The following is a 23,233-nucleotide window of genomic DNA, read 5'->3' on the forward strand; positions in this document are numbered from 1 at the left end:
CTGCCCGCCCGGTGCCACGGTCATCTGCACTTCGAACTGGTAGGCCTGGTCGGTGGCGATCACCGTCAGCGGCGAGGCATCGCGCGGGGCGCTGCCCTTGCCCTGCAGGCGCAGCACGCCATTGCCCACCTGCAGCCGCTTGGCCTCGTCGGCGGCCGGGTTGAAGAAGGACCACTGCGGGCCCAGCGTGCTGGCGCGGAAGTCGTCCGACAACGTCAGCCCATGCGGCAGGGCCTGCCCGCTGGGCTTTTTCAACGGCGTGCCCAGGTCGCCGCCCTTGGCGACGAACCAGCCATCCGGGGTCCATTCGATCGGGTCGAGCAGTGCCTGCCGGCCCAGCGTCCAGTAGCCGTGTTCGTAGCCGTGGTAGAGCATCCACCAGCGTTTGTCGGTGCCTTCCACCAGGGTGGCGTGGCCACGCGACCACCACGGCTCGTCGGCGCTCCTGGTGCGGGTGATCGGGTTGTTGGGCGCGTTCTGCCAGGGGCCATGGATCGAGCGCGAACGCGCGGTGATCACCATGTGCCCGGTCGGCGGGCCGGCGGTGCCGCCCACGGCGGTGGTCATGTAGTACCAGCCGTTGTGGCGGGTGATCTTGGGGCCTTCCTGCGCGTAGCCTTCCACGTCCCAGCTTTCCGGATATTTCCAGCCGTCGTAGACGTGCTTCGGGGTGCCGACCACCTTCAGGCCGTCGTCGGAGAGCTGCACGTAATCGCCGCCACTCAGGAACAGGTAGCGCTTGCCGTCTTCACCCACCGCATGGCCGGGGTCGATGTACTTGCCCAGGCCGATGTCGATCGGCTTGCTCCACGGGCCGTTGATGTCGTCGGCCCAGACCACGAAGTTGCTGCGCTCGCCCTGGTCGCCGCGCCGCGCCGGGAAGTAGATGTAATAGCGCTTGCCGTGCTTGATCAGGTCCGGCGCCCAGATCGCACCGACGTTCTGGGTGATGGCGTGGCCCAGCGGCTGCCAGTTGACCAGGTCGCGCGAATGCCAGATCGGCAGGCCCGGATAGGCATCGAAGGAGGACAGCGTGAGGTAGTAATCCTGCCCGTCCTTGAGCACCGACGGGTCGGGGTGGTCGCCTGCCAGCACCGGGTTGAGGAAAGTGCCGTTGCCCTGGTCGGCAACGCGCTGGTGCTCGATGCCGCGCTTCCAGTCGGCCGCGGCACCGAGCCCAGCGCACAGCAGCAGGCCGCTGGCCAGCAGCCAACGCCATCGGGATGAAGTGATACCTGTACGCATGCTCTCTCCTGTCCCCCGGATCCCGGGGCTTGGCGGCAACCGGTGGGCAATGCCACCGGTTAACCGGATGAGGCGGAACCTTCCCGCCGGCAGCAACGTCCTGCACGCTCGGCAAGGCGTCGCACGCGCCCGGCAGGTGGAGCATCGATGCGGCATCACCTGCCGCATCGATCACGCCCATCCACCAGGCACCCGATCGCTTAGCGCGTCATGGCGTTACGCGCGCAATGCGCGTGGCAACCACAGCGATAGTTCGGGGAAGAACGCCACGATCAACAGCACGCACAAGGCCGCCAGCCAGAACGGCCAGATCGTGCGCATGCTCTGGGCGATGGTGATCTGCCCGATCGAGGTGCCGATGAACAACACCGAGCCGATCGGCGGGGTGATCAGCCCGATGCCGCCGGCCAGCACCATCACCAGGCCGAAGTGGATCGGGTCGATGCCGTAGGCTTTGACCACCGGCAGGAAGATCGGCGTGCAGATCAGGATCTTCGGTGCCAGGTCCATGAACATGCCCAGCAGCAACAGCATCACCACGATCATCAGCAGCACGGTGTTCTTGCTGTCGGCGATGGCCTGCAGGAACTTCACCGCCGCCGCCGGCACCTGCAGGTAGGCCAGCAGCCAGCCGAACACCGCGGCGGTGGCGATCACGAACAGGATCACGCCGGTGGTGCGTGCCGCATGCGTCACTGCCGCGAAGAACTCGGCCCAACGCAGCTGGCGATACAGCAGCGCGGTGACGATCAAGGCGTACACCACCGCGATCGCCGCACTCTCCACCGCGGTGAAGATGCCGGCGCGGATGCCGATGAAGATCAACGCGACCAGGCCCAGGCCCGGCAATGCGCCGAACAGGCGCAACGCCACCGCACGCCAGCCCGGGAACGGCTCGGTGCCGTAGCCGCGATGGCGTGCCACCGCATAGCCGGTGACCATCATTGCTGCGGTCATCAGCAGCGCGGGGAAGATACCGGCGGCGAACAGATCGGCGATCGACAGCCCGCCACCGGCCGCGGCCGAGAACAGGATCAGGTTGTGCGAGGGCGGTACCAGCAAGGCCACCAGCGCGGCGGTCATGCTCACGTTGACCGCGTAATCGCGGTCGTACCCGCGCTTGATCATCTGCGGGATCATGGTGCCGCCGACCGCCGAGACGTCGGCAATCGCCGAGCCGGACACACCGCCGAAGAACAGCGACGACAACACGCTGACCTGCCCCAGGCCACCACGCACGCGCCCCACCAGCGACGAGGCCAGCGCGATCAGGCGTTCGGAAATACCGCCGCGCAGCATCAACTCGCCGGCGAAGATGAACAGCGGGATGGCGATCAACGACGCCGAGCCGCTGCCGGCGGAAATCTGCTGCACCAGCACCACCGTGGGCAGGTCCAGATACAGCAGCGTGGCCAGTGCGGCCGCGCCCAAGGCGTAGGCCACCGGCACGCCGATCAGCAGCAGCACCACGAAGGTTCCCAACAACATGGCGATGCCCATCAGCGCACTCCTCCGGCCTGGATCGGGCGCAGCACACGCCACAGCTTGTACAAGGCAAAGAGCACCATCAGCGCGCCGCCGATCGACAGCGGCAGGTAGTTGATGCTCTGCGGCATCTGCGCGCCGGCCATCTTGATGTCCAGGCCATCGAGCAGCAGCGCCGCACTCCACCACGCCAGCACCGCGCCGATGGCGATGATCATCAGCGGGCGGATCAGGTCGAACACGCGGCGCACCAACGGTGGCACGTGTTCGCCCAGCAGGTAGAAGCCGAAGTGGCGGTTGGTATGCACGCCGGCGGCCGCGCCCAGGCTCAGCGCAGTGCTCAGCAGCAGCAACGTCACCGGCTCGGTCCAGCTGGGCGAATCGTTGAGCACGTAGCGGGTGAACACCTGCCAGCCCTGCACGACCACCAGGCCCAGCAGCGCGATGGAGGCCACGCCAACGGCGGTATCGGAAACGCGGTCCAGCGCGCGCTGCAACGGCGCGACCGGGACGGCGACGGTCTCGGGTTCGGTCATCGGGTCACCTCTATGCAAAATCGCGGATGCGGCGGTACAGCGCTTCGATCTCGGGCTGCTTGCGGTATTCGGCCAGCAGCGGCGCGGCGGCGGCGCGGAACGCCGGCATGTCGACCTGGTTGAGCTTCACGCCGTAGTCGATCACCTGCTTGCGCGCGATGGTCTCGGAGGCATCCCACAGATTGCGCATCACCGGGACCGAGGCGCGTGCCAGCTCCACCACCAGGCCGCGGTCGGCCGGGCTCAGCGACTGGAAACTCTGCCGCGACATCACCAGGATGTCCGGCGCGTAGGAATGCTCGCTCTGCGACCAGTAATGCGCGGCTTCGAAATGCCGGCTGGACTGGAAGCTGCGCATGTTGTTTTCCGCACCGTCGATCATGTGCGTTTCCATCGCCGAGAACGTCTCGCCCAGCGACATCGGGGTGGGGTTGGCGCCCAGCATGCGCATCAGCTTGAGGAAGATGTCCGACGAGGCCACGCGCAGTTTCAGGCCCTTGAGATCTTCCGGGCGGTGCAGCGGATGCTTGGTGTTGTAGAAGCAGCGCGCGCCCGAATCGTAGATCGCCAGGCCCACCAGATCGCGCTGCTCGAAGCTGCGCAGCACGCTGTCGCCGACATGGCCGTCGATGGCGCGGCGCAGATGCGGCACCGAGTCGAACACGTACGGCAGGCACAGCGCCTGGGTCAGCGGAAAGGTGTTGTTCAACGCACCCGAATACACGCGGGTGATGTCGATGGCGCCGAAGCGCGCCATGTCGATCGCCTCCGACTCGCGGCCCAGCTGGCCGGAGTGGTACTGGCGCAGCTTGAGCCGGCCATTGGTACGCGCTTCGAGCTGCTTGCCGAACCAGCGCACCGCTTCCACCGTGGGGTAGTCGCCGACGTGCACGTCGGTGGCGGTGAGCAGCTGCCCGCCGGGAATCGGCGTGGTGGCGCCAGCGCCCAGCCAGGGGCCGGCCGCGGCGGCGCCGAGCCCGGCACTGAGGAAATGTCTGCGTGTGATCATTGGCGCCCTCCCAAGCGTCTGGTCACTGGGTCCGGCGTTACTTGGCGGACACAGCCGTACAGGAAATGTCGCCGATGCCGGCGAAGCGAATCAGGGCATGCTGTCCCACTTCGATGTCATGGATACCGGTGGCATTGCCCGTGGCGATGAGATCACCGCGCTTGAGCGGACGCCCGCGCCGGGCCGAACGGCCGAGCGCAAATGCGTAGGCGGCGCGCAGCCCGCCCGGCAACGTGGTGGCCCCGCCGGTGCCGACCAGCTGGTCGTCGATCAGGGTTTCGGCGGTCAGCGCAGATTCGTCGCGCGCCAGCCAGTCGGTCACTTCCGGCCCCAGAATCAGGCCGTTGTTGTTGCCGAAGTCGGAGATCACCACACGCGGGCCCAGCTTGTTGATGGTGGCCAGCGGGCTGCTGGCGATCTCCACGCCGATGAACAAGGTGGCCGGCAGCTGTGCCGCCTCCTCCGGGGTGAAGTGGGTCTGCTCGGCCGGCGCGTCCGCGTCCAGGCGCAGCACGTACTCGGCCTCGACCGCGCCAAAGCCGCCCGCGTAGATCGGGAACTCGGTTGTTCCACCGGTAGCATTCCAGAGCTTGTGCGAGAAGATCGGGCCGAGCAGGCGCTCGTCGCCGGAATGGTCGCGGCGCTCGGCGGCGATATAGCCCACCTTCCAGCCAACCACCCGGTCGTCCCACTGGCTGATGGCGATATCCTGCACCTGGTAGGCAGTAACCAGATCGTCAGGGATTTGCCCGGGAAAGTCGGGCAGCGATGCCCCTGCACGGCGTGCCTCCACAAAGCGCTGCGCGATCTGCGACAGCGAGGATGTGGACGATGGCGGGGTGGCGGCGTCGTTGCTCAAGGGTGTCTCCCTGATAGGTGTTTTTGTTGCACTGCCAATCGACAGTGGCACGGTGTGCTGTATATGGTAAACCGGTGTCATTGGCAATGTGCAGTGCGGCAAAGTGGCCGCAGGAACGAAGCAACCCTGGGAGGGGTGGATGGAACAGACAAGCCAGACGCGCGTGTTTGCCGCGTTTTCGAGCCTCATGCGCCGGTGCATGACGGTGGGGGTGATGGGTTTGCTGCTGGCAGGGCCGGTGCTGGCCGCCGAGGCACCCGGCGCCGAGACCGCAGCCGAGCAGGCCAGCCGGATCCCGCTGTGGCCCAAGGGGCTGGCACCGGGTGACAAGGCGCTGCAGCAGCCGCAGCGCATCGTCCAACGCAGCAGCGACCCTGCGCTGCCCGATCGCTATATCCAGCAGATCAGCACGCCTTATCTGGTGGTCTACCGGCCCAGGCAGCCGAACGGCACCGCCCTGCTGGTCACCCCCGGCGGCGGCTACCAGCGCATCGTGCTCGACAACGAAGGCAGCGCGCTGGTGCCGAGCTTCGTCGACCAGGCCGGTATCACCCTGTTCGTGCTGCGCTACCGGCTGCCCGGCGAAGGCCACCGGAACGGCGCCGACGTGCCACTGGCCGATGCACAGCGTGCGCTGCGGCTGATCCGCGCCAATGCCGCCCGCTACGGCATCGATGCGCAACGGGTCGGGGTGATGGGCTTTTCGGCCGGCGGCCATGTCGCCGCCAGCCTGGGCACGCGCTACGCCGCGCAGGTGTACCCGGCCCAGGACGCGGCCGATGCGCTGAGCGCGCGGCCGGATTTTGAACTGCTGATCTATCCGGTCATCGACATGGACAGCGCCAACGCGCACCCGGGCTCGCGTGAGCGCCTGCTCGGCAGCAATCCAGACGCGGCGCAGGTGCGCGCGTATTCGCCGCAACTGCATGTGGATGCCCGCACGCCGCCCAGTTTCCTGCTGCATGCGCAGGACGACACCGTGGTGCCGGTGCGCAACAGCCTGCTGATGCACGAGGCGCTGCTGCGCGCCGGCGTGGCGAGCGAGCTGCATGTCTTCCCGCAGGGCGGCCATGGCTTCGGCACCGCCAGCGGCAGCGGCCTGACCGTGGCCGCATGGCCGCAGCTGGCGCAGGCCTGGATCGCGCATGTCACCAGGGGGCAGACGCCTGCATCTTCACCGGCACCGGCAGTGATCCCTGCGCAGGACGCGGCGCGATGACAGCGCCGTCCATGCCCGACATGCGCCGACGCACGCTGCTGCGTGGCGGGTTGCTTGCCACTGCCGCAGCAGCGCTGCCCGGCGTCGCCGGCGCGGCCGCAGCGCCGCCACGCGATGACAGCGCGCCGCTGGCACGCGTGCGTGGCGGCGCGCTGCGCGGCTATCGCGACCAGGGCATCTGCGTGTTCAAGGGCATCCCGTACGGCGGCGACACCGCTGCGCGGCGCTTTCAGGCACCTGTGCTGGAAACGCCTTGGCAGGACGTGCGCGATGCCAGCGCGTTCGGTGCCGCCGCACCGCAACTCAAGGCCAGCGAACCCACCAGCGAGGACTGCCTGTTTCTCAACGTGTGGGCGCCGGGCCTGCGCGATGGCGGCAAGCGGCCGATCCTGTTCTACATCCACGGCGGCGGCTACACCACCGGCTCCGGCAGCGACCCGCTGTACGACGGGGTGCGCCTGTGCAAGCGCGGCGACGTGGTGGTGGTCACCGTCAATCACCGGCTCAACCTGTTCGGCTATCTGTCGCTGGCGCAGCTGGGCGATGCCGGCTTTGCCGACTCCGGCAATGCCGGTCAGCTGGACCTGATCCAGGCACTGCAGTGGGTGCGCCAGCACGCGGGCGAATTCGGCGGAGATGCCGGCAACGTCACCGTGTTCGGCCAGTCCGGTGGCGGCGCCAAGATCGCCACGCTGATGGCGATGCCGGCCGCGCGCGGCCTGTTCCACCGCGCCTGGACCATGAGCGGGCAACAGGTCACCGTGGCAGGGCCACGCGCGGCCACCCAGCGCGCGCAGCTGCTGCTGGACGCGCTGAAACTTGCGCCGGGGGAGCTTGCGCGGATCCGCACGCTACCGGTGGCGCAGCTGCTGGCTGCCGCGCAGCTGCGCGACCCCTCGCGGGTGGAAAACAGCGCGTTGTATTTCGGCCCGGTGCTGGATGCGCGCAATGTGCCGGTGCACCCGTTCTGGCCGACTGCGCCACTGCAATCGGCCCGCATTCCCATGGTGATCGGCAATACCCGCGACGAGACGCGCGCGTTTCTCGGCAACGACGCCAAGAACTTCGCGTTGAGCTGGGACGAGCTGCCGGCCAGGCTGGAAAGCCAGCAATACGTCGACCTGTTGCCGCAGGTGGTGATTGCCGAATATCGCCGTCTGTATCCGCAGTACTCGCCCTCGGACGTGTTCTTTGCGGCGACCACCGCCGGCCGCTCGTGGCGCGGCGCGGTCGAAGAGGCCGAAGCGCGTGCGCGCCAGGGCGCACCGACCTGGGTGTATCAGCTGGACTGGGGCTCGCCGCTGGATGGCGGCAAGTTCGGCGCCTTCCACACGCTGGATATTCCGCTGGTCTTCGACACCATTGCGCAGCCCGGCGCGCGCACCGGCGACGGCGCCGATGCGCAGCGCATGGCCGCGCAGATGAGCCAGGCACTGCTGGCGTTCGCGCGCAGCGGCAACCCGAATCATCGCAGCCTGCCGCATTGGACGCCGTATTCGCTGCAACGCCGCGAGACGCTGCTGTTCGATACACCGAGCCGGCTGGAGCACGACCCGCGCGGTGGCGAGCGCAAGCTGTACCAGCAGGCGCCTTTCATTCAACGCGGCACGTTTTGAGCGCTGCGTGGTGGAGCGCCACCTCGCGCGGGCTGATGGCCGGCTGCAGCGGCAGGGTTTGCCGCTACAGGGTGGTGCCAATCAAGGCGTGGCCCCGGTGATCGTGCTTGGGCTTGCTGACTGCCGTTGGTCTTCCAACTCGATTTCGGCGTCTGCCTGCCTTTGGTCTTCCGTTCGTCTTCCGACTGACATCCGTTCCTTGATCGCTTCTTCGTCCCTGGTGACTCATGCGCTTCCCGTCTCTCGTACCGCTGGTTCTGCTGGCAGCAACCGCTACACCTGCTGCACACGCCGTTGAGGCACCGCCTGCACCCGTGCCGGCTTCTGGTGTGCCTGCGACCGGCACGCAGCTTGCCGCCAGCAAGATCGTGCTGGTCGGCGATTCCACCACTGCCGTGCAAGGTGGCTGGGGGCCGAGTTTCTGCGCACAGCATGTGACCTCGTTCCTGAGCTGCCTCAATCTGGCCCGCGGTGGCCGCAGCACCTCCAACTACCGTGCCGAAGGGTCGTGGGAGATCGCGCTGCACGAGCTGCGCAGCGGCGGTTATCGACAGGTCTATGTGCTGATCCAGTTCGGTCACAACGACCAACCCGGCAAACCGGGGCGTTCCACCGACCTGACGACCGAATTCCCCGCCAACCTGCGCCGGTATGTGGCCGAGGCGCGCGCCGCCGGTGCGATTCCGGTGCTGGTCACGCCATTGACGCGGCGGCAATTCGCGCGCGGCCAATTAGTGGATGACCTTGGCCCGTGGGCGGAGGCCACGCGCAAGGTTGCGCAGGAATTGCAGGTGCCGTTGATCGATCTGCATGCGCGCAGTCGTGCGCTGGTGCAGGGCATGGGCCCGGTGTTGGCGATGCGGCTGGCGCAGCGGCCTGCCGACCCCGCGCAAGTGCTTGCCGCGCAATCGGGTACCACGATTGGCAAGACGCCGGTGCAGGCATTGCATGCGCCGCCGCCGTCAAAGATTGCGGCAGCGGGCAGCGTCTCCGCCAGCGCGCAGGACAATGCCAACGCCGAGCCGATGGGCCAGGCCAAACTCGCGTTCGACTACACCCATCTTGGTGCGGACGGCGCGGATCTGTTCGCGGCGATTGTTGCCGACGAGTTGGCAAAGCACGTGCCCGCGTTGCGGCCGTTGTTGATTCCGTGATGCGTCATTTCATCTGATCAACTAGAGCGGCTAACAAAACTACTTGACGCCAGTCAATTGCAGGCCGGCTGATGTGCTGCCTGGCTGCAGGGCCCTTGCGCCCACCATCGCGGGACACGCCGCAAGTACATCCATGTAGGCTCTGGCGCGGCATCCATGCCGCTCAAGGTCCCGCGACGATGGGCGGGCAAGGACCAGTCGAGAGTGTCGGTAGCACAGTCTTTAATAAAGCAACCAGCAAACTGTCTGGTGCGGTGTCCTCACCAATTGCGGGACCGTGTGGCGGCTTGGATGCCGCCACCGCGCCCCCGGGGATGGGTTCACGGCGTGTCCCGCGAGCGGTGAAGGGACCGCGCAGTCGACCCTGCACTCACTGACAAGCACTCGCTCGCCAGGTTTTTATTGGTCGCTCCTAGCTGCATCAGCTCACGACAGGCACTGGCGCATCCGCTTCGATCACCTGCTCGCGCTTGAGCTCTTCCCACACCGCTGCCGGAATCGCCACGCGCATCGAGGCCGAATTCGCATGCGCCTGCTCGGGCGTGCGCGCACCCGGAATCACCGCGGACACCACCTTCGGCGCGGCGGCAAATTGCAGCGACACCGTGCGCAGATCCACGTCGTGGCGCTCGCAGATGGCCAGCGCCTTCTGTCGCTTGGCCGGTGCCCATTCCGGCACGGTGCCGTCGTAGAGATACCGCTCGCGGCCGGCCAGATAGCCCGCCAACAACGGCGCACCGACCACCACCGACGCGCCGTGTTTTGCGATTTTCGGGAAGGTGTCGTGCAGCGCCTGCGCGTGGTCGAGCAACGAATACTGGCAGGCCAGCAGGAAGATGTCCGGATCGGCCTCCTCGATCGCACGCAAGGCCGGCTCGGGGCGATTGACGCCAAAGCCCCAGGCCTTGATCAGGCCCTCCTTGCGCATCCTGGTCAGCTCGGGCATCGCGCCTTTCACCGCCTCGGCAAAGCGCTGTTCCCACGGCATGCCGAGGTCTTTCTCGTTCTCCGGGGACAGGTCGTGGATGTAGGCGATATCGATCTGCGACACGCCCAGCCGCTGCAGGCTGTCTTCGATCGAGCGACGCACGCCAGAGGCGCTGTAGTCGTAGCGGTAGTCGAAGGGCGAGGGCTGCTGCCACATCGTCTTCGGCGGCTTGTCGGTGGCGGTGAGCAGGCGCCCGACCTTGGTCGACAGCACGTAGTCGCCTGCAGCGTGATTGTGCAGATGGTGGCCGGTACGACGCTCGGACAGGCCCAGGCCGTACCACGGCGAGGTATCGAAATAGCGCACGCCCGATTCCCACACTGCCGCCAGGGTTGCTTCGCTTTGCGCATCGCTGGTGGGCGCAAACCCATTGCCGATCGCCACGCCACCAAAGCCCAGGCGACTCGACGGCCGATAGCGCGCGCCCTTGGCTGCGGGATTGGTCGGCAACGCGGCGGCGGCGGCCTTGCCGCGCGTGGGCATCACGCTGCCGGGCGCGGAGGTCTGCGCCAACAACGGCGCGGCAGCCAATGCGGCGGTGCCGGCAGCGGCGGCGGAAAGGAACTGGCGACGGGTATTCATGGGGGAAATCCTTGCGGCGACTCGATGCACAAGGATGGTCCCGCCTGCGTGCAGACCAGGTCAGCGCAAGGCGCGCGCGCGTACACATGCAAGCAACGAATGGCCCGCGTGCAGGTTTAGACAAGCAGGCACGTCAGCACAGGTTGTCAGCAGTCGCTGCTGGTGGTCATTGCATGTACCGCATGCTCGGGACATGCAGAAGTGGCCTGTATTCCGGGCCGCTACACTTCATCGCGTGGCGTTGCCTAAGAGCGGCTGACACAGCGTCGCGAGCGGTAGTCGACTGTGTGCGGACGGCACGCTCAGAACCGCAGTGCATGCGTGGCATATGTTGCTTCCGAGCACCGAGCGCGCCTGCCTGACGGCTGTGCAGTCGTTTTGCTAGCCACTCCAGATCCCTGCACAAGTCCTTATTGCATGGATCCAACGTCCATCAGTGTATTTCCAGCAGTTGTACCTGTGCCCGCGGTGGGCCATCGCCCAGCCACAGCGTGCCCACACTGATCGGCAGGCTGAAGCGACGCGGGCCGGCGCTGCCCGGATTGATGTACAGCACCCCGTCGCGTGTCTGGACCGCTGGCTTGTGCGAATGTCCGCTGATGATCACATCTGCGGCGACATCCGCTGCCAGCGTTTTCAGATCGTGCAGCACATGGATGCGCACATTTGCGATCAGCAGGTCCAGCGTTTGCGGAAGTTGCGCTGCCCACGGCGTGTTGTCGATATTGCCGGCGATTGCATGCAACGGTGCCAGCGCGCCCAGCGCGGTAAGGATCTCCGGCTTGCCCACATCACCGGCATGGATGATCGCCGCGCAGCCCTGCAACGCAGCCACGGCCTCGGGCCGCAGCAGGCCGTGCGTGTCGGAGATCAGGCCAATGCGTAAGGCTGCAGCCGTCATCGGGTGTGGGTGAAGGTGGCGGGCGATGAGGATGCACTGCCGGGTGATGCCGTTGCGTCAACGTTGGCGCGTGTTCGCGTCGGCAGCATGTTCAGCAGCCAACCTCGCCACGGCAGCTGTTGCCCGGCACACCGTGGCGTGCCGGGTATCAATCAACTCGGTGCATCGACTCACTGTGTTGTCCGCGCTTTCCAGGCCCAGACGCTGTTGGGATCGCCCTGCAGTCCGCGCCGTTTATTCGCACGCGCCAGTTGCCAGTACGCCCATGCCAACACCAGCGCGATCAGGTCCACGCCGAGTACCGTGGCGTCCTGCCATGGCAGCACCACGCCGCGCGCGGAAACACAGCTGGCCAGCGGAATCAGCGCCGTCAGGCCTGCGCAGGCCAGCAACACCTCGTACGCCCCACGTGCGGTGGGGCGGATCAGTGCCCACACCAGCACGGCCGCGAAGACCGCGTAATAGACATGACGCTCCTGTCCTTGCGGCAGCAGGCGCGCGGCGATGAACAGCGCCGAGACGCCGGCCACGCTGCCCAGGCACACGCCGACGGTGAGGCGCGCCATCGCGTGGGTGCGGCGCGGTTGATCGACCAGCCGACGCTTGCGGCGTGTTTCGATCCACAACAGGTTGCCGCTGTAGAACAGGAACGCGCCGCCCAGCCCGAGCAGGAAATACAGCCACTGCACCGGCGCCTGCCCGAAGTTGCCGAAGTGCAGCCCTTGCAGCCCGCGCAATGCAGCGGTGCCTGGTGACATCGTCCTTGGTTCGAGTACGCGCAGGACCTGGCCGATTGCCGCGTCCAGCGCCACGCCACCGAGGGTGTTGAGCCGGCGCTGCGCGTGATGGCCATACACCTCCGCACGCGCATTGGCATCGCCTGCATCGTGAAACCCGATGCTTTCCGGTACGAAGCCTGGGCTGGCCGCGCGCGCCTTGTCCAGCAGCACCGCCAGCGGCAACACCGGCGCCGCACGCCTGGCCGGTTGCACATGCGGGGTGAGCTGGAAGTCCGGCTCCAGGATCTGCATCAGCTTGCCGTCGAACACCAGGAACTGGAACGGCGCCAGCAGCAGCACGCCCAGGCACAACACCGCACCGGACCAGGCGAAGATCACATGGAACGGCAACGACAACATGCCGACCACGTTGTGCGCGTCCTGCCACAGGCGCTTGACGTTGGCGCCGATGCGCAGCGCGAACAGGTCCTTGAGGAACACCGGCGCATACAGCACCACGCCGCTGACCAGGGCCAGCCCGTACAGCACGCTCACCACCCCGAACAGGTAGGTGCCGAACACGCGCGGCAGCCCGGCGGTGAAGTGCAGGTCATAGAGAAAGTCGGCAAAGCCCACCCGCTGCGGCAGCTCCAGCAGGCTGCCATCGGCGGCCTGTTGATACTGCCGCATGCCACCGCTGGCCTCGGCCTGCGGCCCGTACCAGTACAGCCGCGCCAGTGGCCCGTGCTCGCCGGGCAGCAGCACCAGGAAGGAGTCGGCCACCTGCGGATGCCGGGCGATCACCGTATCCAGCAGGCGCTGCGCGGCGGCGACAGGATCTGCCGGCGCCGGCTGCGTGGCAGGCGGGGTGGTCTGCCAGCCGCTCAATTGGTGAGTAAACACGGTGATGGCACCGGCATAGAAGGCGATGAACAAGGCCATGCCGGCCAACAGGCCCATCCAGCTGTGGACCGAAAGAAACGCACGCAAGGTCGCTGCTTTCATGCGCCCAGCTCCGTCCAGCCCGCGGCCTTGATGCCTGCAAGCGCGAGATAGCACAGCAGCGTCAGCCCGCCGAGTACGACCCAGGCGCGTAATGCACTGCGGAACACGAACGGCAGCGCCATCGCACCGATCCATGCCGGAAACATCAGCAGCAACCACGCCAGCGTGTAGCTCCGCTGCGGCCCCGGCAGCACCAAGGCGCACAGGCCGACCACGCCCACCGCAAGCGGCAGCCCCAGCACCACGGCGGCCAGCCATCTAGCCCACATGGCGCACCTGCCTGCGTTGCACGCGCGCCTGCTGCCAGGCATCCAGGTACGGCAGCGCCACCGCCACCAGCATCAACGCCGTCACTGCGGCGAAGATGCCGGCCCAGGTCCCCAATGCAGCGATGGCGCAGCCCAGCGACAGCAGCAGCAACGCACTGGCGCCGAGGCGTAGCGCACGCGCGGACAGCCGGCGCTGCGGCCACAGGCGTTGATGCCTGGTTGCCAGGTAGAACGCCAGCGCCGAGACCGCAGCGGCGAGCAGATAGCACGCCGTCATCAGGCCGCTCATGCCTGCACCTGCATCGAAGCGGAGGGCGACAAGCCGCCCGAGAGCACAGGCCGCGTGCCGCCGCCCGGCGCCCCGGCACACCCCGAATACGCAGCCCGCATGGGTGCATCTGCGCGCCCGACCCTGCGCACAACAGGAACAGGCCACTCAAGCATCGAAGAAGCAGCAGCACTCAAAACGCCCACGCACAACGCTCCCGTAACGAGATCGACGGAAGGCATGGCGGCGGCTGTGCCCGGCAGCCCTCCCCGGGCCGCCTGATATCAGTGGTCGACACCCAGCTGCGCCGCCCGACAGGCGCACGCAACACGGTCTCACCACTCTATGGCGCGCAATCTAACAGGTGCCACGGCGCCGGACCAGCCGTCCGGCGCCGTGGGTGCTGCATCAGCCCTGCGGCGTCAGCACGACGACGCCCAGCGGCGGCAACAGCAGCGGCAGGGATTGCGCATGGCCATGCATGGACTGCTGCTCGGCGCCCACCACACCGCCATTGCCCAGATTCGCGCCGCCGTAGATGCCGGCATCGCTATTGAACACCTCGCGCCACTGGCCGCCTTGCGGCACGCCGATGCGGTAGCCGTGCTGCACGATCGGGGTGAAGTTGATCACCACCAGCACTGGCGCATCGCCACGTTTGCCCTTGCGCAGGAACGCGACCACGCTGTTGGCTGCATCATCGCCGACCACCCAGGCAAACCCGGCCGGGTCGTCGTCCTGCACGTGCAATGCGGGATATTCGGCGTACATCCGGTTCAGATCGCGCACCAGGGTCTGCACGCCGCGATGGCGCGGGTCGTCGAGCAGATGCCAGGGGATGCCGCCGTCGTGGTTCCACTCGGTGGGCTGGCCGAATTCGCAGCCCATGAACAGCAACTTGCGCCCCGGGTGGGTGAACATGTAACCCAGGTAAGCGCGCAGGTTGGCGAACCGCTGCCAGTCGTCGCCCGGCATGCGACCGAGCAACGAGCCCTTGCCGTGCACCACTTCGTCGTGCGAGATCGGCAGCACGAAGCGCTCCGAATACGCGTAGACCATGCTGAATGTTAGCTCGCCATGGTGGTAACGGCGGTAGATCGGATCCAGCGCGGCGTAATGCAGGGTGTCGTGCATCCAGCCCATGTTCCACTTGTAGTGGAAGCCCAGGCCGCCATGCGCCACATCGGCAGTGACGCCGGGGAATGCGGTGGATTCCTCGGCAATCATCACCGCGCCCGGGGTGTGCTCGCGCACCACCTCGTTGAGCCGGCGCAGGAAGGCGATGGTCTCGTAGTTCTCGCGCCCGCCATGGATGTTGGGCACCCACTCGCCGGCATTGCGGCTGTAGTCGCGGTACAGCATCGAGGCCACCGCATCCACGCGCAGGCCGTCGACGTGGAAGCGCTGCAGGAACTCCAGCGCACTGGCGATCAGGAACCCGGACACCTCGCGCCGCCCGTGGTTGTAGATCAGCGTATTCCAGTCGCGATGGAAGCCTTCGCGCGGGTCGGCATGTTCGTACAGCGCGGTGCCGTCGAAATGCGCCAGGCCGTGGGCGTCGGTGGGGAAATGCGCCGGCACCCAGTCGACGATCACGCCGATGCCTTCGCGGTGGCAGCGATCGACGAAGCGGGCAAACCCATCCGGCGAACCGAAGCGCGCAGTCGGCGCGAACAGGCCCAGCGGCTGGTAGCCCCACGAGCCGCCGAACGGATGCTCGGTCACCGGCATCAGCTCGACATGGGTGAAGCCCATGTCCGCCACGTACGGAATCAGGCGGTCGGCCAGGCCATCCCAGTCCAGGTCCACGCCTTCCTGGCGCAACCAGGAACCGGCATGGATCTCGTAGATGCTCATCGGTGCGTCGTGCGCCTGACGGCGCGCGCGCGTGGCCATCCAGCCGTCATCACTCCACTGGTGCGGGGTGGGGTCGGCCACGATCGAGGCGGTGCCCGGCGCCAGCTCGGCACGCCGCGCCACCGGGTCGGCCTTGGCCGGCAACTCATTCCCATGCGGGCCGCGCAGCTGGTACTTGTAGTGCGCCCCCGGGCCGACGTCGGGCACGAACAGCTCCCACACGCCGGACTGGTGCCGCAGCCGCATCGGATGCCGGCGTGCGTCCCAGCTGTTGAAATCGCCCACCACCGCCACGCGCGTGGCATTGGGCGCCCACACCGCAAAGCGCGTGCCGCGTACGCCATCGACCTCGACCACGTTGGCGCCGAGTGCATCGGCCAGCTGCAGGTGATGGCCTTCGCTGATCAGATGCAGGTCGAAGTCGCTGAGCTGCGGGCCGAACGCGTACGGGTCGGCGGTGTCCTGCTCGCCGCCGGGCCAGCCGATGCGCAGGCGATACCCGCCCTGCGCCGGCAACGCGCCGGCGAACAGGCCCGGCTCCGGGCCCGCGTCCAGCGCGATGACCTGGCCGTCGTCGAGCACGGCATTGACGTAGTCGGCACCCGGTTGATAGGTGCGCAGCACCCGACCGCTATCGGTCGGGTGCGCGCCAAGAATGGCGAATGCATCGCCATGGCGTGCCTCGGCCAGGGCGCGGGTCGCGCCGGGATCCCATCGATTGGTCACTGCTGTCATCACTCCACTCATCATGTGTCTCCCGCACCAGCGCGCGCGCGGTGCAGGATGCGTCGCAAGCCCTCGATCGGCACCATCAACCAGCCGGGGCGGTTGGCGGCCTCGTAACGCACCTCGTAACAGGCCTTCTCCACCAGGAACAGCAAGGTGGCCGCATTGAACGCCGCCGGCGCGATCCACGGGTGCGTGCTGGCATCGAGCACGGCATGGTACGCATCCAGAAACGCCTGTGTGGAACGGCGGCGGAACTGCACCAGGAACTCGTCCAGATGCGTGTCCACGCCCACGCCCGCGCGTGCGGCGGTGCCTTCCTCGCCACGTGCCGACACTTCGCTGGCGTAGTCGAGCGAGCGCAGGAAGCCGGCCACATCGCGCAGCGGGCTGGCCTTGGCGCGCCGTTCGGACAGCGGCTTGGCCGGCTCGCCTTCGAAGTCGATCAGCACCACATCGTCGAAGGCCACCAGGATCTGGCCCAGGTGGAAGTCGCCGTGCACGCGGGTCAGCAGGGAATCGGCCAGCACGCTCGGCGCCTGGGCGAGCAAGGCATCCAGCTGCGGGCGCTCTGCCAGCACCGCCTGCAGCGCTTCGCGTTCGGTGGCGTCATCGGTGCCGGCCAGACGCGTGGTGACCGTCTCCCACATCTCCTCGACCTGGCGGGCGACGCCGGCCACCACATCGTTGGCGGTCGGCAGGTCGATGCGCTGCGGGGCGAAGTCGGCGTCGTCGGTGTCGCGCGACAAGGCTTCGTGCAGCTCGGCCAGGCGCTTGCCGACCACCGCGGCGAAGGCGTCGTACCCGGCGATGGCTTCGGCGCGCGATTCGTCGGTCTGCGCGGTGGCGTACTCGTCGAAGCTGCGCGCCAGATGGTCCAGCGTCCAGCGCCAGGCATCGCCCTGGTTGCGGATGAAGCCCTGCAGCAGCGCGATCGTGGTGATGGTGCCCTGCGTATCGATGCGGCTGACGCTGCCCAGCAAGGGCGCGGCATTGGCATAGCCCATCTCGGTCAGGCGGCGGCCGATCTCGATCTCCGGGTTGGCACCATTGGCCACGTGCCGCAGCAGCTTGAACACCGCCTTGTCGGCAACCACCAGCGAGCTGTTGCTCTGCTCGGCCGACAGCCAGCGGATCTCCGGATCCTGCGGAATGTCCAGCGTGGCCAGCGCCGGGGTCGCCTCGAAGCGCACCTGACCCTGCTGCGAGGCATCGTCGCCATCGCAGAAGTCCAGCGCGGCGTTGTCGCGCAAGGCGTCGATCACCCCGCGCACCATTGGCTTGAGTGCGAAGGCATCGGTGAGATACCCCACCTCGCGGCCCTGGCGCACACGCGCCAGCGCCAGCTGCTCGGCCAGCGTGCTGGGGTGGTCGCGCTCCCACACGATGCCGATCGGCAGCATGTAGCTCTCGTGGCGGCCGTCTTCCAGCTCCACGTCCAGCTCCAGCAGGCTCATCGGCTCATCGCCGGGCAATGGCGTACGCCGCGAGATGCGCACATGCTTCAGTGCCTGGTCCTTGGCCGAGAACCAGCGCCGTGCCGACAACCAGGCCGGCAGGATTTCCGCTTCCAGCGTGGACAGATGTGGCAGCAATGCGTTGCTCTCGTCGGTATCGCTGCGCAGCACCAGCGTGCGGTAATCCGGCAACGGTACCGGGCTGGGCACATGCCAATCCGGCAAGGTACCTTCGCTGACCAGCTGGAACGCGTAGAAGCCGAACGGCGGCACCGTGAGCAGGTAGGTCAGCCGGCCGACCGGCGGGAAGCTGCCGCCGCCGATGATGTCCACCGGCACGCGGCCCTCGAACTCGGACAGGTCCAGCTCCACCGCCTGCAGCGTGTGCGACAGGTTGGCCACGCACAGCACCGTCTCGTCCTGATAGCACCGCAGGTAGGCCAGCATGCGGCGGTTGCCCGGGTACAGGAAGCGCAGGGTGCCGCGGCCGAAGGCCTGGTAGCGCTTGCGCACGCTGAGCACGCGGCGGGTCCAGGTCAGCAGCGAATGCTGGTCGCGGATCTGCGCTTCCACATTGACGGCCTGGAAGCCGTACAGCGGGTCCATCACCGGCGGCAGCACCAGCTGCGCCGGGTCGGCGCGCGAGAAGCCGCCATTGCGGTCGATCGACCATTGCATCGGCGTACGCACGCCATCGCGGTCGCCCAGATGGATGTTGTCGCCCATGCCGATCTCGTCGCCGTAGTACAGCACCGGCGTGCCGGGCATGGTCAGCAACAGGGAGGTCATCAATTCGATGCGGCGGCGGTCGCGCTCCAGCAGCGGCGCCAGCCGGCGCCGGATGCCCAGGTTGATGCGTGCGCGGCGGTCGGCGGCATAGGTCTGCCACAGGTAATCGCGCTCCGAATCGGTGACCATTTCCAGCGTCAGCTCATCGTGGTTGCGCAGGAAGATCGCCCACTGGCAGCTCTCCGGAATTTCCGGGGTCTGGCGCATGATGTCGGTGATCGGGAAGCGGTCTTCGCGCGCGATCGCCATGTACATGCGCGGCATCAGCGGGAAATGGAACGCCATGTGGCATTCGTCGGCGTTCTGGCCGAAGTACTGCTGGGTGTCTTCCGGCCACATGTTGGCCTCGGCCAGCAGCATACGGTCCGGGTATTCGGCATCCAGCGTGGCGCGGATCTTACGCAGGATCGCGTGGGTTTCCGGCAGGTTCTCGTTGGAGGTGCCCGAGCGCTCGATCAGGTACGGCACCGCATCCAGGCGCAGGCCGTCCACGCCGCGATCCAGCCAGAAGCGCATCACTTCCAGCACCGCCTCCAGCACCGCGGGGTTGTCGAAGTTCAGGTCCGGCTGGTGCGAATAGAACCGATGCCAGAAGTACTGACCGGCCACCGGGTCCCAGGTCCAGTTGGACTTTTCGGTATCGCAGAAGATGATCCGTGTGCCTTCGTATTCCTGGTCGGTGTCCGACCACACGTAGAAGTCGCGCTCAGGCGAGCCGGCCGGCGCAGTGCGTGCGCGCTGGAACCACGGGTGCTGGTCGGAGGTGTGGTTGATCACCAACTCGGTGACGATGCGGATGCCGCGTGCATGCGCCTGCGCCACCAGCTGCTCGAAATCCTCGATGCTGCCGTAGTCCGGATGCACCGCCATGTATTCGGCGATGTCGTAACCGTCGTCGCGGCGCGGGCTGGGGTAGAACGGCAGCAGCCAGATCGTGTCAACGCCGAGTTCGGCGATGTAATCCAGCTTGGAAATCAGGCCCGGGAAATCGCCGATGCCATCGTCGTTGGAGTCGAAGAACGACTTGACGTGCACCTGGTAAATGATCGCGTCTTTGTACCAAAGCTGATCTGCCACCACCGCGGACTGTTCCGCGTCGGCTTGTAACGATGGGACTGCATTCATGCGACCTCTCCTGCGCGGATGCGCCATAACGCGAACGGCCGCGTCGCCTCTAAGCGGATGTGCTGATACTTGCCTTGCCATGTGAAGCGGTGGCCGTCCCACAGGTCGTCCACCGCCACACTGGCGTGATCGGGCAGGCCCAACTCCCACAGTGGAATTTCGATGTCCGCGTCCTGGCCCGCCTGCGGGTCCAGGTTGATCGCCACCAGCACCATGCTGCGGCTACGCGACAGGTAGCCGGCATCCAGGAACTTGCCGAAATACAGCATCTGGTCGTTGTGCGCCTGGTAGAAGCGCGTGCCCAGGTGCGACTGCAGTTCCGGATGCATGCGGCGCAGCTGGTTGAAGCGGGTGATCTCATCGACGATGTCGCCGGGCGCACGCTCGGGCCAGGCCCGCAGCTGGAACTTCTCCGAGTCCAGATACTCTTCCTTGCCCGGCGCCAGCGGTGTGGCCTCGCACAGCTCGAAGCCCTGGTACATGCCCCACAGCCCCGACAGCGTGGTTGCCAGCGCGGCGCGGATCAGGTGGCCGTTGCGCCCGCTGGTCTGCAGGAACAGCGGATTGATGTCCGGCGTGTTGACGAAGAAATGCGGGCGGAAGCATTCGCGTGGCACGCCCTGGTTCAACTCTTCCACGTACTCCTGCAGCTCGTGCTTGTGGTTGCGCCAGGTGAAGTAGGTATAGGACTGCGAGAAGCCGCACTTGGCCAGCCGGTACATCATCTTCGGCCGGGTGAAGGCCTCCGACAGGAACACCACGTCCGGCCGGCGCCCGCGGATGTCGGCAATCAACCATTCCCAGAACGGGAACGGCTTGGTATGCGGGTTGTCGACGCGGAACAGCGTCACCCCCTCGTTGACCCAGAACAGCACCGCATCGCGCAGCGTGTTCCACAGGTCCGGCACCGCACCGCTGGCGTAGAAATCGACGTTGACGATGTCCTGGTATTTCTTCGGCGGGTTTTCCGCGTACGGAATCGAGCCATCCGCGCGCCAGGTGAACCAGTCCTTGTGCTCCTTCAACCACGGGTGATCCGGCGCGCACTGGATGGCGAAATCCAGCGCCACCTCCAGCCCATGCGCACGCGCGGCCTGGATCAGGCGGCGGAAACCGTCCAGTCCGCCGAGCTCGGCATGCACCTCGGTATGCCCGCCATCGCTGGCACCGATTGCGTACGGGCTGCCCGGCTCGCCATCGACCGCGGTGACCGAGTTGTTGCGGCCCTTGCGGTTGTTCAAGCCAATCGGGTGGATCGGCGGCATGTACAGCACATCGAAGTTCATCGCGCGGATATGCGCCAGCCGCTTGATCACATCGTCGAAGGTGCCGTGCCGCCGCGGATCGCCGCTTTGCGAGCGCGGGAACAATTCGTACCAGCTGGCAAAGTGCGCCGCGCGCCGCTCCGACTCCACCCGGAAGGTCATCGGGGTTTCGGAGCGGAACGGCTTGTCGTCGGCCGCCGCCATCGCCTGCGCGGTGTCCGGCTCCAGCACGATCGCCAGCTGCTGCAGCGGCTCGCTCTGCGCACCGATGCGGGTCAGGATGGCCTGCAGGCGCTCGGCCAAGGCACCGGTGCTACGTGCGTGCGCAGCCTGCACCACGGCCACCGCTTCCTGCACGTCCACCGGCAGCACCGTGTTGGCGGCACGCTTCTTTTCCAGATCCGCATGCAAGGTGGCAAATACATCGCGCCAGCCTTCGACGCGGAATTCATAGGTGCCGATGCGCTCGAGCGGGAACTCCGCGCGCCAGCGATCGTTGCCCAGCGCACGCATCGGCGCACTGGCCCAGGTCTTGGCATCGGCCGGGCGCCACAGCACCGCCACCGCGATACGGTCGTGCCCGTCGCAGAACGCATCGGCTTCCACGCAGATGCGGTCGCCCACGGTGCGTTTGACCGGGAAACGGCCGTTATCGACCGACGGCGTCACCGACTCGATGCACACACGCGGCCAGGCGGCCGCGGTCTGCGCGCGCGGACGCATGCGCGGCACCGCCAGCACATGCCGCGCCGGCACGCTGCGGTACACCCGCACCTCGCCCGGCTCCAGTGCTTCCAGCGTCGCACCGGAGAGCGTGCTGCCGTCTTCGCCTACCAGCGCTTCGGCATCGCCAAGCAGGCGCAACAGGTCCGGCGCCGGGACCGGCACCACATGATCGGCATCGCCATTGATCAGCAGCAGCGACGGCAATCCACCCAACGGCTCGATGGCCACCGCCGTCAGGCCGGTGCCCTCGCGCAGCAGCGGGCGCAAGCGCAGGCCGGCATTGCTGGGCGGCACGCCATCGCGCGCCCTGATCGACAACGGCAACGTCTCCAGCTGTGCCTCGTCCAGCAACCATGCCCCGCCCAGGGCCTGGGCCAGCTGCCAGTGCTGCCCGGCAGCGGCCGCAGGCTTGCCTTCGGGCGCGCCCACCACCGCGACCACCTGCGACGCCAATGCGCGCAATGCGGTGTCTTCGTCGAAGAACCAGCTACCGCGGCCGTCCCACCAGGCAAGCGAGGAGAACGCCGCATCGAAGCCGGCACCGGCCAGCTGCTGCAAGGTCTCGATGCCCAGGCCCGGCGTCCAGGCTGCAAACACCACCTCCGGCGCCTGCGCATGCACGCGTGCGATCAGCTCGCGCCAGCGCTGCGCCGGCACCTGCTGCGGCTGCAACAGCCGGAAGCCGGCCACGCCTTGCGATGCCCACTCCAGCAGGCGCGCACTCCACCACTCCACCAGCGCCGCACCTTCCTGCGCATAGGTGAAGCGTGCCTCCGCCACTTCGGGCGTGGCGCGCGGCTGGCGCGGGTCCGGCACCGCCGTGCTGCGCGCACGGAACCACTGCGGGTTGTCGCGCACCACCGCACTGTCGCCACCCACTTCGTCCAGGCGCACGTCGAGCAGCAGCTTCACGCCGGCGCGGTGCGCGGCCTGCACCACCTCGCGCAGGCGCTGCGCGTCTGCCTCGCTGGCACCGGCCACCTCACTCAGCCGGCCCTGGGCGTCGCGCGCAAACGGCGGCGCGAGCACCACATGATCAAAGCCCGCCTCGCGCGCCGACCTGCAGCGCTGCTCCAGCCCGGCGTGGTCCCCGGTTGCCTCGTTGAGAACACAGATCCGCATAGCGCCCCCTCAGCCGACCACGGCGCATACGCGCGCCGTGACGAAGAAAGCGATGCGGGCCGATCCGCCCCGCACATTCGCCGGCGCTCGTTCACGACGCACCAGTCCAACTCCCGTCCGGATCGACCCATCTCTACCCGATCCCTGGTCGACCCTTCCCACCGTGACTGCACTCATGCGCAACTCCGCAACGATTCTTGACCCATGCAGTCAAGCACCCCGGCTGCGAATTTCATGTGTCGGTGGAATTGACGAAAATCAAACAAGCGCGGCAGTGGTGAGGGCTCAGGCAGCGCTGACCAACGCCCAGG

Annotated in this window: 16 protein-coding genes and 1 other RNA gene; 3 read left to right on the forward strand and 14 right to left on the reverse strand. The window is 67.2% G+C overall.

Annotated elements, in window-relative coordinates; translation table 11 throughout:
- The 5 genes from EO174_RS07665 to EO174_RS07685 form a co-directional block, all read right to left on the reverse strand.
- Positions 1-1,245 (reverse strand): family 43 glycosylhydrolase (locus tag EO174_RS07665; protein ID WP_126943508.1); only part of this gene is annotated, 1,245 nt, incomplete at its 3' end.
- Between the two features lie 216 nt (positions 1,246-1,461).
- Entirely contained in the window at positions 1,462-2,745 is a 1,284-nt protein-coding gene (locus tag EO174_RS07670; protein ID WP_104586363.1) for a TRAP transporter large permease, read from the reverse strand.
- A complete protein-coding gene (locus EO174_RS07675; protein ID WP_164739353.1) occupies positions 2,745-3,266 on the reverse strand; it encodes a TRAP transporter small permease in 522 nt (173 codons plus the stop codon). Before EO174_RS07675 ends, EO174_RS07670 begins: the two co-directional genes overlap by 1 nt.
- Positions 3,267-3,276: 10 nt before the next feature.
- A complete protein-coding gene (locus tag EO174_RS07680; RefSeq protein WP_126943511.1) occupies positions 3,277-4,275 on the reverse strand; it encodes a TRAP transporter substrate-binding protein in 999 nt (332 codons plus the stop codon).
- A gap of 37 nt (positions 4,276-4,312) precedes the next feature.
- A complete protein-coding gene (locus tag EO174_RS07685) occupies positions 4,313-5,134 on the reverse strand; it encodes a 2-keto-4-pentenoate hydratase (protein WP_115675598.1) in 822 nt (273 codons plus the stop codon).
- Positions 5,135-5,321: 187 nt separating this feature from the next.
- Between EO174_RS07685 and EO174_RS07690 the strand changes: the two genes are divergently transcribed.
- From EO174_RS07690 to EO174_RS07700, 3 genes are all read left to right on the forward strand, one after another.
- Positions 5,322-6,353 carry an alpha/beta hydrolase gene (locus EO174_RS07690; RefSeq protein ID WP_241239988.1) on the forward strand — a complete coding sequence of 344 codons (1,032 nt, stop codon included), beginning with the start codon at positions 5,322-5,324 and terminating at the stop codon, positions 6,351-6,353.
- Positions 6,350-7,969 (forward strand): carboxylesterase/lipase family protein, encoded by a 1,620-nt coding sequence (locus tag EO174_RS07695; protein WP_164740126.1) that lies wholly within the window; start codon positions 6,350-6,352, stop codon positions 7,967-7,969. Before EO174_RS07690 ends, EO174_RS07695 begins: the two co-directional genes overlap by 4 nt.
- A gap of 329 nt (positions 7,970-8,298) precedes the next feature.
- Positions 8,299-9,123, forward strand: a complete 825-nt coding sequence (locus EO174_RS07700; protein ID WP_241236708.1) for a rhamnogalacturonan acetylesterase — start codon at positions 8,299-8,301, stop codon at positions 9,121-9,123.
- A gap of 421 nt (positions 9,124-9,544) precedes the next feature.
- Here EO174_RS07700 and EO174_RS07710 read toward each other — a convergent pair whose 3' ends face one another.
- From EO174_RS07710 to EO174_RS07750, 9 genes are all read right to left on the reverse strand, one after another.
- Positions 9,545-10,693, reverse strand: coding sequence for an aldo/keto reductase (locus tag EO174_RS07710; RefSeq protein ID WP_126943517.1), 1,149 nt, complete (start codon positions 10,691-10,693; stop codon positions 9,545-9,547).
- 253 nt (positions 10,694-10,946) lie between these two features.
- A non-coding RNA gene (locus EO174_RS07715) (sX9 sRNA) lies at positions 10,947-11,021 on the reverse strand.
- 105 nt (positions 11,022-11,126) lie between these two features.
- The gene (locus EO174_RS07720; RefSeq protein ID WP_126941647.1) at positions 11,127-11,594 is read right to left on the reverse strand and encodes a metallophosphoesterase family protein; all 468 of its coding nucleotides are present in this window, start codon (positions 11,592-11,594) and stop codon (positions 11,127-11,129) included.
- Between the two features lie 170 nt (positions 11,595-11,764).
- Positions 11,765-13,318, reverse strand: coding sequence for a PepSY-associated TM helix domain-containing protein (locus EO174_RS07725; RefSeq protein WP_126943520.1), 1,554 nt, complete (start codon positions 13,316-13,318; stop codon positions 11,765-11,767).
- On the reverse strand, positions 13,315-13,587 hold the full coding sequence (locus EO174_RS07730; RefSeq protein ID WP_126943523.1) for a hypothetical protein: 273 nt from the start codon (positions 13,585-13,587) through the stop codon (positions 13,315-13,317). Before EO174_RS07730 ends, EO174_RS07725 begins: the two co-directional genes overlap by 4 nt.
- Entirely contained in the window at positions 13,577-13,876 is a 300-nt protein-coding gene (locus EO174_RS07735) for a hypothetical protein (protein ID WP_104584421.1), read from the reverse strand. Before EO174_RS07735 ends, EO174_RS07730 begins: the two co-directional genes overlap by 11 nt.
- Before the next feature lie 387 nt (positions 13,877-14,263).
- Entirely contained in the window at positions 14,264-16,447 is a 2,184-nt protein-coding gene (glgB, locus tag EO174_RS07740; protein WP_126943526.1) for a 1,4-alpha-glucan branching protein GlgB, read from the reverse strand.
- An 11-nt stretch (positions 16,448-16,458) separates the two neighbouring features.
- Positions 16,459-19,809 carry a maltose alpha-D-glucosyltransferase gene (gene treS, locus EO174_RS07745; RefSeq protein ID WP_126943529.1) on the reverse strand — a complete coding sequence of 1,117 codons (3,351 nt, stop codon included), beginning with the start codon at positions 19,807-19,809 and terminating at the stop codon, positions 16,459-16,461.
- On the reverse strand, positions 19,806-22,922 hold the full coding sequence (locus EO174_RS07750) for a maltotransferase domain-containing protein (RefSeq protein ID WP_126943533.1): 3,117 nt from the start codon (positions 22,920-22,922) through the stop codon (positions 19,806-19,808). The genes treS and EO174_RS07750 overlap by 4 nt, the downstream gene beginning before the upstream one ends.
- Positions 22,923-23,233 lie beyond the last annotated feature (311 nt).

This window comes from Xanthomonas sp. BRIP62418 (genome assembly GCF_003993495.1).
GTDB classification, from domain to species: Bacteria; Pseudomonadota; Gammaproteobacteria; order Xanthomonadales; family Xanthomonadaceae; genus Xanthomonas; species Xanthomonas euroxanthea.